The following is a 13472-nucleotide window of genomic DNA, read 5'->3' on the forward strand; positions in this document are numbered from 1 at the left end:
ATCAAGATATAAAGTAAGATATAAAACTAAAAAACTAGGAGAATATTTATTATTTAATGAATGTTTTTACAACTTGGTTAAAACTGCTATAATAAACAGGTTTTAATCATGAACAGGGTAATCGCAATAGCAAACCAAAAAGGCGGTGTGGGTAAAACCACAACTGCCATTAATCTTGCAGCCTCTCTGGCTCTTGCGGGGAAGGACATTCTTGTAATTGATACAGACCCTCAAGGAAATTCTACAAGCGGACTTGGCATAGCAAAAGACAGCATCAGTAAAACGTTGTATGATGTCTTTGCACAGAGATGTCCCATGACAGATGCAATAACTGAAACAAGAATGGAGCATTTATCTGTTATTCCTTCAACTGTGGATCTTCTTGGTGTTGAGATAGAACTTGTTGGGAAAGAAGAAAGAGAGTTTATACTCTCAAAATTAGTAAATACATTAAAGGAACGTTATCCCTATATTATTATTGACTGTCCGCCTTCTCTCGGGCTTCTTACTTTAAATGCGCTTGTAGCTTCTGATTCTGTGCTGATTCCGGTGCAGTGCGAATATTATGCTCTTGAAGGTCTAAGTCATCTTACAAATACAATCAGGCTTGTAAGAAATTCTTTTAATCCTGCTCTTGACATTGAGGGGATAGTTTTGACAATGTTTGATTCTAGAAATACGCTTGCACATCAGGTTGGAGAAGAGGTCAGAAAGCATTTTGGCAGCAAGGTATACAATACTGTAATTCCAAGAAATGTAGCTCTGAGTGAGGCGCCGAGCCATGGCAAACCAGTCTTGCTTTATGATGTTAGGTCAAAGGGAGCACAGAGTTATCTATCGTTAGCAAAGGAGATATTAAATGAAGACGGCATTGGGCAAAGGGCTTGAGGCATTAATCCCTGAAAAGGGCGAAGAGATATTGCGATTAGACATTACCCGTATACTTCCGGGCGAACAACAGCCAAGAAAGATATTCAAGGATGAAGCCCTTAAAGAACTTGCGGTATCTATAAAAGAAAAAGGCGTGCTCCAGCCGATCATTGTCTCGAGGACCGGCGACGGCACTTTCAGGCTGATTGCAGGAGAGAGAAGGTGGCGCGCATCACAGCTTGCAGGATTAAAAAAAATACCTGCAATAATTAAAAATGTTGCTTCAAGGGACTCTCTTGAAATAGCGCTTATAGAAAATATACAGAGAGAAAACCTTAATCCTGTTGAAACAGCAGAGGCATTCAGCAGGCTCATGAAGGAATTCAATCTTACACAGGAAGAACTTTCTGAAAAAGTAGGAAAAGAAAGGGCAACAGTTGCTAATTACATGAGACTGCTAAAACTTCCTGATGAGATAAAGTCTCTGGTATCTGACGGCTCCCTGAGTATGGGCCATGCAAGGGCAATATTATCAATAGAAGGAAGGTCTCAGCAGGTTGAGGCAGCAAGGAAAATTCTAAGCAAAGGCTTTAGTGTTAGAGAGGCTGAGGCGCTTTCAAAAACAATAAGCTCTGTCCCAGCAAAAAAAGCAAAATCCAAACATAAGGATGCTCAGATTGCTTCGCTGGAGGATAAACTTATCAAGAATCTTGGCACAAAAGTCCATATACTTCATAAGGGGAAAAAAGGCGGAAAAATAGAAATAGAGTACTATTCCCTTGATGAGTTGGACAGGCTGCTTGATATATTAATGGGCTAGAGCTTTTTTATCTTTTGTTAGATACAAAAAGCCTGTCAAGAGACATAAGCCCGCCGCCTTTAAACAAAAGCGTAAGCGCTATTCCTATAACAAGTATATGGAATTCAAATCCCTCGCCTTTTTGCATTCCAGACCAATTCATGAAAAAACCATTCTGTAAATGATACAGATATGCACATATCCCCATCGATATTCCAATTGCGAGGGCTGCTATCCTTGTGAAGAATCCTAGTATGAGAAAAATAGATCCTAAAAATTCAGTAGCCATAACAACAAGAGGAACCCATAGAGGAAAGCTCATCTGTGTTGTGAACATCTCGATGGTTTTCTGATAGCCGGTGCCGCCGTACAAACCAAGAACTTTTTGTGCGCCATGTGCAAAAAATACAGAACCCAATGCCAGCCTTAAAAAAAGTGTTGAGAAAAGATCGTCTGTTCTTAAAAGCAGTTTAAGCATATAAAGCTCCTTTTGATGAATTATTCCTACTATTTTTTATGAGTCTTTTTTTTAGCCGCATGTTTTTTCTTAACTGTCTTTTTTACTGTTGGTTTTTTCTTAGATTTTTTTTTAGGTCTGAATTCTATTACAGCAGCTTCTATCCCGCAGCAGTAAATAGGGCTTACATTGGATCCCATCTCTTTTGTAACCACAACACTAGAGCCGCACTGTCTGCACTTATAAGTAATAATTCTTGGCATGGTCGTACCTCCTTAGAGGATGTTTTATTTAACCATCCTATCACTTTTGTTTAAACTGTCAAGTTCTTGTAAAAGCCACAAGTATTTAAAAATATGCTTCTTTAGAATATTATTTCCCGAAGCCGTTCTTGAAATCTCCACCATCAAACCCCTTAAATTTCTGCTCGATCATAGGGATGAGTCTGATGTTTGCGCTCACCTTATTTCCTTTTAAAAAGTAATCGATATCAAGCACATCAGCAAAACCAAATTCGTAAGGCTTGTAATAAGGTCTGAACTCATACCCAATTACATTTCCCTTTTTGTCCAGTATCTTACTAATGTTTGTCCGCCAGTATGCACGATGCCAGTTTATGGATTGTTCGGCCTTTGCAATGGCATCCCTTGCAGAAAGACCCTTTTCCACCTTGTAATTATATTCAGCTGAATACGGCTCTATTGTGTATTCATCGCCTTCAAGATCAAGTATCGCAACTGTCTCGATATCATTGAAATGTCTTCCTCCGAACATTATAAGAGTGAAAGTACCTTTTATTTCATCTGTTGCTGCCTGTTTTACTGCTAATCTTTCACCGGCTGATGAAAATGGCGTGAGCAAAAAGATAAGGGAAATTGCTGCAAGGGTTTTTAAAAAAACTTTCATTGTCCCTCCTTTACAAATAAAGGCGATAAAACAAATTAACCTGGTTCCCCCAATTCTATTTTAGCTGAATTCTACTGCCTGTCAACTAAAAGCTGTTTAAGGATGCTTGATTCACGTTTATAAAAGCCCTGTGTATGAAAAGAGTCGCTAAAGCCATAAAGCTCATAATCAAGATGATGACAGAGTTCATGCAAAACTGTTCTCAGAAATGTCTTGAATGCAACAATCCTTTTCTGTTGAGCAGTTCTCATCCATATTGTAATCTTAGAAGGAGAATTTCTCTCAGCAGGATTATACAGTCCGTGAAGCTCGCCTCTTGAATTATGGGGCCTTACTGCAAGAACACTCATCTTTATGCCGGGCGTCCTGAGCCTTGATGCCAGGGCAATGATGAGTTTCTGGGAAAGCATTTCTATATTCCCCCTGTCTTCTTTTTTAAGCGCTTGTTCGATAGCATTGACCAATGGCAAGAAATCAGCTGCTGAAGGGAGTTTCACAGCGGCAATAGAATCACTTTTATCATATATACGCTTCTGATTTGCTGTCAGACGCTTGTAATAACCAAAGACCATTTTATTTTTTATCTTTTAATCTCAGTTTGTTGAAAATTTCTAATTGGGCTGCCAGATCATCTTTCGTAATAATACCGAGTTTTACAAGTGCCTCTCCAAAATAAAGATAATCTATTTTTTGTTCCTCAAGAAGTTGATCAACCTGTTTTTCTGTCAGATCGCCGTTCTCTACGGCTATTTCCCCGAATTTTTTTTCGACATCTTCCTGTCTAATCAGTATCTTGTCTACTTCTTCTTCTGTAAGCCAGCCTTTATTTTTTGCAATAGCGCCTATTTTGGAATTATGTCTTATCTGGAGGATGCGTGCGTTTATCATATCCTGCAATGTAATCAAGCCTCTCTGTCTAAGATATTGTCCAAAACGCAGAAATTTTTTTAGCACAATACACCGCTTTGTTTAGTTTTTTGTGTATAGAATTATTCTAACTCAAAGTCAGTTATTTTTCATCAAGATGCAGTTTATGCATGAAACGGTGATAAATCGGAGCAAAAAGCACGGCAATAAAAGTGAGAAAGGCTACGCCGCTGAAAAGAGCATAAAAAGCAGAAAACAATTTTCCTGAGGCAGTTTCAATATGGTCAACAGGCCCCATGCCTGTTAATATCATCGATGCATTAAGGAATGCATCAATCCATTTAAGACCGCCGAAAAGATTGTAGCCCACTGTTCCTAAGCCGATCGAGAACAGCAGCACCATAAAGGAGATTCCAGTATAACGGATCTGTCTTGAGATAAACTCTTTTTTGCTTATTAATGGTTTTTTATGATGTTCAAACATTGGATAAACTTATAATCTCATGTACATCTTGTGAAGCCGCAGTTGCGGCATACTGCACATCCGCCTTCGTGCTCAACAGCGCCGCCGCATTCAGGACATGCGCCTACCAGCATAATGTCAGAATCATCTTTATGCCCATTGCCGTTGCCTTTGTGGCAGTCTTCAGAGTGTTTCTCGATTGCCTTTGCGATCGCATCAGAGCACGAGAGAATCCTCCCGCCATTGCACCATGAAGGCTGGTGGCATGATATTCCCTTAAGCTGATTAACAACTTCCTGCGCATCTATGTTTGAGCGGAATACAAGTGATACGAGTCTTCCGATCGCCTCTGACTGGCTTGAAGCACATCCTCCTGCTTTTCCCATTGATGTAAAGAGTTCAAAGAACTGTCCTTTGTCGTCCGCATTGATTGTTACATAAAGATTTCCGCAGCCTGTTTTCATAAGCCTTGTTGCGCCTTTTATCATCTCAGGTCTTTTTCTCGGCACTACCTTTTCTGTTGTGCGGGCTTCTGCTACCTGCTGCCTGCCTGTGTCTTTTGATGATTTCCCTGTTGAGAGAACCTGTTCATCTCTAGAGCCGTCTCTATAAACAGTAACGCCTTTGCAGCCAAGTTTGTATGCAAGGATATAGGCTTCTTCAACATCTTTTGGTGCGGCATCATGGGAGAAATTGACTGTCTTCGATACTGCGTTGTCCACATATTTCTGGAATGCCGCCTGACTTGTTATGTGTTCCATTGGAGAGATATCATGCGCTGTGACAAAAACTTTCTTAACATCTTCCGGTATCTCTTCAAAGTTTTTTATCGTTCCTTTTTCAGCAATTTTTTCCATAAGCTCTCTTTTCAAGAATCCGCGCTCTTTTGCAACTTTCTCAAAATGAGGATTAACCTCTATGAGCTTTGTTCCTTCAAGCACGGTTCTTACATATGAGACTGCAAACAGGGGCTCTATTCCAGAGGAACATCCGGCGATTATAGAGAGAGTTCCTGTTGGAGCTATTGTTGTTACTGTTGCATTTCTTACTTTCATTCTGCTGTTGTATATGCTTTCCTTGTGATTTGGGAAACACCCGCGTTCTTCAGCAAGCGCAGAAGATGCCTTTCTTCCCTCTGCTTGTATAAAGCCCATTACTTCTTCAGCAAGTTTTACAGCCCTTTCTGAGTTGTATGGAATCTGAAGCAGAATAAGCATGTCTGCCCATCCCATTATTCCCAGCCCGATCTTTCTATTTGCCTTTGTCATCTCCTCGATTTTTTTAAGAGGATATTTATTCATGTCTATTACATTGTCCAGAAAATGCACGGCGTTCCATACAGTGTCTTTCAATCTTTTCCAGTCAATCTCAGGACATTCATCTGACTGTTTAACCATTTTAGAGAGGTTAATAGAACCAAGATTACATGATTCAAAAGGAAGCAGAGGCTGTTCGCCGCATGGATTTGTTGATTCTATCTCGCCCTGCTTTGGAGTAGGGTTCCCTTCATTCATCCTGTCGAGGAATACAATGCCAGGTTCGCCATTTTTCCATGCGTGATTTACTATGAGATTAAATACGTCTTTTGCTCTCAGACGCTGAACAGTTTTCTTTGATCTTGGATTGAAGAGCGAATATTCCTTGTCCTCATCTAATGCCTTCATGAATTCTTCTGTAATGCCGACAGATATATTAAAGTTGTTGAGCTTGGTATTTTCATCTTTGCATGTTATAAAACTGAGTATGTCAGGATGATCTACTCTCAGAAGCCCCATATTAGCTCCTCTTCTTGTCCCCCCCTGTTTAACAGCCTCTGTTGCTGCGTCAAACACAGTCATGAACGAGATTGGGCCTGAAGAGACGCCTTTTGTGGAACCTACAACATCACCGCTAGGACGAAGGCTTGAAAAACTAAATCCTGTTCCTCCGCCTGATTTATGAATAATTGCTGCATTCTTCACAGCATCGAATATTGATTCCATGGAATCACCAACAGGAAGCACAAAGCAGGCAGACAGCTGTCCCAGTTCCCTTCCGGCATTCATTAACGTAGGGCTGTTTGGCAGAAAATCCAGAGAGGTCATCATATTATAGAATGCTGTTTCTGTCTGTTTTACCTCTGATTCAGATTTACCATAGTTGATGTCAGCGGCAGATATGCTTTTGGCAACCCTTGTGAAAAGCTGGGCAGGCGTTTCAACGATCTTGCCTTCCTCGTTTTTTTTAAGATAGCGTTTTTCAAGGACCTTTAAAGCGTTTTGCGAAAGAACAACACTGTCTAAAGCCTTCATAAAATAATGCCTCCTGGTTAAAAAAATAAAATTATTTTTTATTGCTTAAATTCTTTGAAGTGTATAAATCCAGACATTTTCTACAGGCAATCCAATCTTCAAGCCCTATACAAAGCTTCATTATTAGTGCCTCTCTGTTCATTTTGGACAAACTACAAGTTGTGCTAATAAATAATATAGTGAAATTAAAACACAATATATAGTACGTGTCAAGGAAAAAATAGAAATTCTGTAACATTGTAATATAAAAAGGTTTTACCTGTAAAACAAGTGTTGATGAATTGTTAAGGAATCTGCTGGTGTTGCCTGAAGATAGAACTGATGATCTATTTTTTGTTCAGGGATGACAATTCTTTTTTTGCGTCATATGCAATGTTGTTTTGAGGGTATTTTTCTACAACACGCTTAAAATATTCCGCTGCCTTTTCCTTGTTGTCAAGAGCCTTATAAGACAAGCCGAGATAATAAAGTACCGATGCCTCCTTTTTAGTCTCAGGGAATTTTTTAAGCAGGCCTTCGAATCTTGTAATGGCTGCTTTATATGCGTCTTTTTTGTAATAAAAATTTCCTACAATAAATTCATAATCGCTGATTATGTCTTTGCACATCTCGATTCTGCTCTCAACTATTTCCTTATATGGATTTCTAGGAAACATTTTTTTCAGTTTTTCGAATTCATCCATTGCCCTGAATGCTGCGCCAGAGCCTCTCTCAGGACCGTCAATCTGATTGAAATAGATATTTCCTATTTGATATTGTGCATATGATGCATATTTATGATCAGGGTACAGTTCTGTGAATTTTCTGTATTCTTCGATTGCACGATCTGGATCTTCATCCTTGAGAAATGTATCTGCCAGCTTTAACTGTGCAAGCGGAGCATATTTTTTTGTATGGTCTCTGTTTTTTATCTCAAGAAGGACTGTTCTTGCATCCTCGTATTCTTTTTTTTCGATAAGGTCATTAGCTTTTGCAAATGTCTTCTCTGCGTCAAATTTCGCATCAGGCTGTATTGAAGTCTTGCCTGAACATGAAATGACAAATGCCAGAGATAGAATAAGCAATATTGTTTTAAATATTTTCATACAGGTATTAAAACTTTTGAGGGTGTCTTAAGTCAAGTGCTCTTTGTTCTAAAGGTCTTTATCATTCCCCAGAGATTGAATAAATGCATTAGCAATCATTGGGTCAAACTGAGTGCCTGAATGAGTTTTAAGTTCTTCGATTGCTTCGTTTTTTGACATGCGTTTTCTGTAAGGTCTTGGCGAAAGCATTGCCTGATATGCCTCAACAATCGAGAGTATTCTGGCAAGCAAAGGTATCTGATCACCCTTTAATCCAAGAGGATAGCCATTGCCATCATATCTTTCGTGATGATATAAGATTGCAGGTACAATGTCTTCCACATGCGGATATCTTTTTAAAACCATCTCGGCCAACGCAGGATGTCCCTGTATTATGCTTTTTTCTTCGTTTGTCAGAGGCGTAGTTTTGTTGAGAATGTGATCCGGTATCCCGATATTCCCGATGTCGTGCAGCATGCTTGCAACTTTTAAAGAAGCAATCTCGTTTTCATCAAGATTTATCTTTTTCCCCAGCATAGTGGCGTATGCTGCGACCTCAAGCGAATGATCTTTTGTATAATTTGATTTTGAATCAATAGCTGTTCCGATTTTCTCGATATGTTTAAGATCAGGATCCTTGAGTATTTCATCTAATTCCTCTGGAATTTCTTTTGCTGCTCCTGCAAGAAGATCTTGGTATGTGCAGACTTTATTTCTGCCCTGATGCTTTGCAAAATATAATGCCTGGTCAGCTTTTCTAACAATATCGGGTGCTTCAGCGGCATCAAGAGGGAAATAGGCAACACCTATGCTTACAGTAAGCGACTGCGGTTTATCCGATTTTTCAGGAAAATGATAGTTATTGACCTTGTTTCTTATTCTCTCGGCGACTGTGACAGCTCCGTCAAATCCTGTGTCTGGAAGCAAGACTACAAATTCCTCTCCACCGTATCTTGCGGCGAAGTCAACATTTCGTATAGAGTTTTTTACAATTTTTGCAATTGTTTTCAAAACATCATCTCCTGTCTGATGTCCAAAAGTGTCGTTAAAATATTTGAAGTGATCTATATCGAGCATGAGAATAGGAAGGGTTTTATTGTATCTTTTTGCTTTTTCAACTTCGAGATGTAATATTTCCTGGAATGTTCTGTGATTGCTGAGTCCGGTTAGTCCGTCTGTTACTGCAAGCTTTGCAATCTCCTGATTCATCATTAATGCCTGAAATGCCTGAAATGCAAAACTGAACAGCGTATCTTCGTCATCCTGCGTAAAACCATCTTTTCTGTTCACTGCAACAAGCAGAGCCGAGATATTCTTGTCAGGAGCAGAAAGCGGGAGAGCAAGTACATTTTTTATCTGGATATGTCCGAACGGCAGTTCTTTTTTGAAATTATTGATTCTTAAGGGCTGTGCCTCGCTGATGACCTTGCCCAGCGGGGATGTAAGCATTGCTTTGATACACTCAGGTGAAACTTCTTCCATTTCTTTTAATGTGGTTTTAAAAAGTTTAAATACACTTTTCTCGCCTTCAAATAAGAATATCCCACAGTGTTCTGCCTTCATTAGATTTTTTGTCATCTCAAGGAGTCTTTCGATAATAGTGTCAAACTTCATCTCTGATGTTACGAAGCCGATCATCTCATTGAGCATAGAGAGTTCTCTTATGACTGACTGCTCTTTTTCTGAGGCAGCCCTGAGCAAGGCCAGTCTTTTACTCAGATAGGTTTTAATGAAAAGGAAACCTATGACTGTGAGCAGTATGTATCCTATGGAGGTGAATAAAACTACATTTGCGGGTTTGTGTTCATCTGAAATAATAGCAAAAAATGATGTAACGCTTAGCATGATAAGAAGAAAGAAGATTGAAAGGATTATAAAATTAAAGCGTTTTTCTAGTTTCATTCTTCTCCTGTCTTTTGCGTTTTTCTATGCTTATCATGAGCAGTGAAAGCGCTGCCGGTGTTATTCCGGAAATCCTGCTTGCTTGTCCAAGATTGTCCGGCATTATTTTCTGGAGTTTTTCAAGTATCTCTTTTGAAAGACCATTTATAGAACTGTACTCAAATCCTTCAGGGATTTTTTTCTGCTCTATTTTGTTTAGTTTTTCTGCCATCTCTATCTGTTTTACTATATATCCTTCGTATTTTATCTGTGTTTCCACCTGTTTCTCTATATCTTCAGTAAGAATAGCTTGAGAAGGAGATAAGTTCTTGATTAGAGTATATCCGATTTCCGGCCTTTTGAGAAGATGTTCAAGGCTGGTGTCTTCTGTTATTGCAGAGGCGCTCAAATTTTCAAGGAAACTGTTTACACTGGCTGGTTTTACCCTTATTTTCTTGAGTCTTTTGATTTCATCTGAGATCAGATTTTTTTTCTCCTCAAATTTTTTGAACTGTTCACTGCCTATAAGACCGAGCTTGTAACCTTTTTCCATAAGTCTGAGGTCAGCATTGTCATGTCTTAAAAGAAGCCTGTATTCTGCCCTTGAGGTGAACATCCTGTAAGGCTCTGAAGTTCCTTTTGTAATCAAATCATCTATCAAAACTCCGATATATGCTTCATGCCTTGCTAATATAAAAGGTTCTTTTCGCTGAAGCCTGAGCGATGCATTTACGCCTGCCATAAACCCCTGCGCTGCTGCTTCTTCATAGCCGGATGTGCCGTTAATCTGTCCTGCAAGAAAAAGGCCGCTTATTAATTTTGTCTCGAGGCTGTGTCTTAATTGTGTTGGATATACAAAATCGTATTCAATCGCATAACCCGGTCTCATTATCTCAGTATTTTCAAGCCCCTTAATCGTGCGAACCAATTTTTTCTGCACATCGTATGGAAGACTGGTTGCAATGCCGTTTGCATAATATTCAATTGTATCCAGTCCTTCCGGCTCGAGAAATACCTGATGCCTGGATTTTTCAGAAAACCTTACCACTTTATCTTCGATTGAGGGACAGTATCTTGGCCCGATTCCTTTAATCTTTCCGCTGTAAAGCGGCGAGCGGTCAAGACCTTCTCTGACTATCTGATGAGTCTCGGAATTTGTATATGTTATGTAACATGGAAGCTGAGGAATCGTAATTTTTTCTGTGCTGTAGGAAAAAGGAATTGGCGGGTCATCCCCGTACTGGGCCTCTGTCTTTGAAAAATCAATAGTCTTTGCATCAAGTCTTGGCGGAGTTCCTGTTTTTAATCTGCCTATCTCGAGTCCGAGTTTCTTAAGAGAATCAGAGAGATTGTTTGAAGGAAATTCCCCTGCCCTGCCAGCGGAAAAATGTTCAAGTCCAATATGGATCAATCCTTTTAAGAATGTCCCTGTTGTAACAATAACAGTTTTTGTTTCATAAAAAATTCCGAGCGACGTGATGATACCTTTTACACTCCCGTCTTCAGCAACGATCTTTTCTACCAAATCTTGCTTTATATCGAGATTGTTTTGTGACTCGATCACTCTTCGCATCTCGACTCTGTACAGAACCCTGTCTGCCTGAGCTCTTAATGACCAGACAGCAGGACCTTTTGATTTATTCAATACTCTGAATTGGATTCCTGCTTTATCAGTAACTTTCGCCATCTCTCCGCCGAGTGCATCTATCTCGCGAACGATATGGCCTTTCGCAAGTCCACCAATAGCAGGATTACATGACATCTGGGCAATAGTGTCAAGATTCATAGTAAAAAGGCATGTTCTATGACCCATGCGGCTGGCTGCAAGCGCAGCCTCGCATCCCGCATGACCAGCGCCTATTACGATAATGTCATAGCTGGAATCTTTTAACATAATGATATTGTATTATACACTGTAAGAAGCAGTATAAATGTTAGCAGGAAAGACAGAGGATAAACTATGAATTCATGGAAATCAGTGTCTAAGACAGGACTTTTTACAGGTGTAATACTTGCGCTTGTTTTCTGGATTTATGCATTGACTGACGAGGATGGTTTTCTTTTTCTTGATTATGTGAATCTGCCTTTTCATGAATTCGGACATGTTTTCTTCAGTTTTCTTGGCGAGAACATAAGCATATGGGGAGGCACTATTATGCAGCTCGCAATCCCATTTGGAATTCTAGCGTATTTCTTTTTTTATAGAGAGACAGCAGGATTTGCATTCAGCTCGTTCTGGTTTGGAGAAAATTTTCTTAACATATCCGTGTACATTGCTGATGCAAGGAAGATGCAGCTTCCGCTAGTTGGAGGAGGAGAGCATGACTGGAATACAATCCTTACAAGTATGCATATGCTCAGGTATGACACACTCATTGCAGGAATCGTTAAAACGCTCGGCTGGATTATAATGATTTCCTCTATTGTATGGTTTATAATCTTAGCCGTAAAATCTGACGGCTCAGAGAATGAACAAATCTTTTAGAAGGAGAATTTTATTTCTTCGATAATAATAGACGGCTATAACTTAATGGGCATTTTTCACAGAGACCTCGAAGCCCAGAGAGAAAAACTTATCTACAGAATGAGCGAGTACATAAAGGGAAAAGGCCATGAGGTTACCATTGTATTTGACGGCTGGAAAAGCGGCGGGAAAATCGAAAACCAGTCACTAATAAAAGGAGTGAATGTTATATATTCAAGACTTGGCGAGAAGGCGGATGCAGTTATAAAAAGAATAGTAAGCTCAGAAAAAAAGCACTGGATAGTTGTCAGTTCAGACAGGGAGATATCTGACCATGCGTGGACAAAGGGTTCTGTTGCATTAACAGCCGATGAGTTTATAAATGTATTAGAAAAAAGCGAGAAGTTTCTAAATAGAGATTATGTGCTTCTTGAAGATGAGGAATATTCCCAGAAGAAAAAGGGAAGTCCAAACAAACTTTCTAAAAGAAACAAGATAAAAAAAAGAACGCTTAATAAACTTTAAAAGGAAATGAAAATTTTAAGATTGAGACCTTCTGATATCGTAACAATAGCTTTTATTGTTATCCTGCTGGTTATAACAACTGCATTTAACTCAGCAATTCCCCAAAGACATATTCTTATACCGCTTTATCTTATAATGATTTTTGCACAGGTTTTTATTTTTTTAATAAAGGACAAAACACGATTCCTGAAATTTACATATAACATAATCTTCCCTCTGGTAAGCGTGCTTGTTTTATTCGACAGCCTCGGATGGGTTGTTCATCATGTAAATCCAAAAGATGTCGATCCTTTTCTAATAAAATTCGATTACATGATGTTTGGTGTTCATCCAACAGTGGCGCTTGAAAAAATAATTAATCCGGTGCTCACAGACATTTTTCAGCTTTCATACACATCGTATTATTTTCTGCCAATAATTCTCGGCATTGCTTTAATAAAAGGGAAGAAGGACAAGGAATTTGACAGATCGCTGTTCTTGGTGCTTTTTTGTTTCTATCTTTCTTATATAGGATATATTCTTATGCCTGCTTTAGGCCCGAGATTCACCATAGATCATCTACAGACACAAGAACTTCAGGGATTTTTAATAACAGAACCAATACAGAAGCTCCTGAATGATCTTGAAGGAATAAAGCGGGATGCTTTTCCTAGCGGGCACACTGCGGTCACGCTCACAGTGCTTTACCTTTCATACAGATTCAAAAGAATATTATTCTGGATTTTCCTGCCGTTGGTTGCAGGGCTTGTATTTGCAACAGTATATTGCCGTTATCACTATGTTGTTGATGTTATAGCAGGCATAGTGCTTGCGATTCTCACGATTATGATAGGTGAATGGTATTACAACCAATGGGAAAAGAAAAATTTTAAATAGAATGCAAAT

The 13472-nt window shown here is 39.2% G+C and carries 15 protein-coding genes; 5 read left to right on the forward strand and 10 right to left on the reverse strand.

Annotated elements, in window-relative coordinates:
• Positions 1-108: 108 nt before the first annotated feature.
• Together LLF28_06475 and LLF28_06480 are read left to right on the forward strand one after the other, a co-directional pair.
• Positions 109-888, forward strand: coding sequence for an AAA family ATPase (locus LLF28_06475; protein ID MCE5195082.1), 780 nt, complete (start codon positions 109-111; stop codon positions 886-888).
• Positions 860-1690, forward strand: coding sequence for a ParB/RepB/Spo0J family partition protein (locus LLF28_06480; GenBank protein MCE5195083.1), 831 nt, complete (start codon positions 860-862; stop codon positions 1688-1690). Before LLF28_06475 ends, LLF28_06480 begins: the two co-directional genes overlap by 29 nt.
• 7 nt (positions 1691-1697) lie before the next feature.
• Here the strand turns inward: LLF28_06480 and LLF28_06485 are convergent, their stop codons facing one another.
• The 10 genes from LLF28_06485 to mnmG form a co-directional block, all read right to left on the reverse strand.
• Positions 1698-2147: a DoxX family protein gene (locus LLF28_06485; protein ID MCE5195084.1), complete on the reverse strand. Its 450-nt coding sequence runs from the start codon at positions 2145-2147 to the stop codon at positions 1698-1700.
• Positions 2148-2176: 29 nt separating this feature from the next.
• On the reverse strand, positions 2177-2389 hold the full coding sequence (locus LLF28_06490) for a hypothetical protein (GenBank protein MCE5195085.1): 213 nt from the start codon (positions 2387-2389) through the stop codon (positions 2177-2179).
• A gap of 109 nt (positions 2390-2498) precedes the next feature.
• Positions 2499-3032, reverse strand: coding sequence for a hypothetical protein (locus LLF28_06495; protein ID MCE5195086.1), 534 nt, complete (start codon positions 3030-3032; stop codon positions 2499-2501).
• A gap of 71 nt (positions 3033-3103) precedes the next feature.
• The gene (locus LLF28_06500; GenBank protein MCE5195087.1) at positions 3104-3604 is read right to left on the reverse strand and encodes a hypothetical protein; all 501 of its coding nucleotides are present in this window, start codon (positions 3602-3604) and stop codon (positions 3104-3106) included.
• 1 nt (position 3605) lies between these two features.
• Positions 3606-3986 (reverse strand): hypothetical protein, encoded by a 381-nt coding sequence (locus LLF28_06505; protein ID MCE5195088.1) that lies wholly within the window; start codon positions 3984-3986, stop codon positions 3606-3608.
• Positions 3987-4041: 55 nt separating this feature from the next.
• Positions 4042-4383, reverse strand: coding sequence for a hypothetical protein (locus LLF28_06510; GenBank protein ID MCE5195089.1), 342 nt, complete (start codon positions 4381-4383; stop codon positions 4042-4044).
• 17 nt (positions 4384-4400) lie between these two features.
• A complete protein-coding gene (locus tag LLF28_06515) occupies positions 4401-6653 on the reverse strand; it encodes a vitamin B12-dependent ribonucleotide reductase (protein MCE5195090.1) in 2253 nt (750 codons plus the stop codon).
• A gap of 326 nt (positions 6654-6979) precedes the next feature.
• Positions 6980-7738, reverse strand: coding sequence for an outer membrane protein assembly factor BamD (locus LLF28_06520; GenBank protein ID MCE5195091.1), 759 nt, complete (start codon positions 7736-7738; stop codon positions 6980-6982).
• 48 nt (positions 7739-7786) lie between these two features.
• Entirely contained in the window at positions 7787-9619 is a 1833-nt protein-coding gene (locus LLF28_06525) for a diguanylate cyclase (GenBank protein ID MCE5195092.1), read from the reverse strand.
• Entirely contained in the window at positions 9597-11492 is a 1896-nt protein-coding gene (mnmG, locus tag LLF28_06530) for a tRNA uridine-5-carboxymethylaminomethyl(34) synthesis enzyme MnmG (GenBank protein MCE5195093.1), read from the reverse strand. Before mnmG ends, LLF28_06525 begins: the two co-directional genes overlap by 23 nt.
• A gap of 66 nt (positions 11493-11558) precedes the next feature.
• On the opposite strand from mnmG, the gene LLF28_06535 reads away from it, so the two are divergent.
• Genes LLF28_06535 through LLF28_06545 form a run of 3 tightly spaced genes read left to right on the forward strand, consistent with a single transcriptional unit; the run spans position 11559 to position 13463 of the window.
• Positions 11559-12083 carry a hypothetical protein gene (locus tag LLF28_06535; protein ID MCE5195094.1) on the forward strand — a complete coding sequence of 175 codons (525 nt, stop codon included), beginning with the start codon at positions 11559-11561 and terminating at the stop codon, positions 12081-12083.
• 27 nt (positions 12084-12110) lie between these two features.
• Complete coding sequence (locus tag LLF28_06540; protein ID MCE5195095.1) at positions 12111-12587, forward strand: NYN domain-containing protein; 477 nt, start codon at positions 12111-12113, stop codon at positions 12585-12587.
• Between the two features lie 6 nt (positions 12588-12593).
• Positions 12594-13463 (forward strand): phosphatase PAP2 family protein, encoded by an 870-nt coding sequence (locus LLF28_06545; protein ID MCE5195096.1) that lies wholly within the window; start codon positions 12594-12596, stop codon positions 13461-13463.
• Positions 13464-13472 lie beyond the last annotated feature (9 nt).

Source organism: Nitrospiraceae bacterium, from assembly GCA_021373015.1.
Lineage (GTDB): Bacteria > Nitrospirota > Thermodesulfovibrionia > Thermodesulfovibrionales > UBA1546 > JAJFTJ01.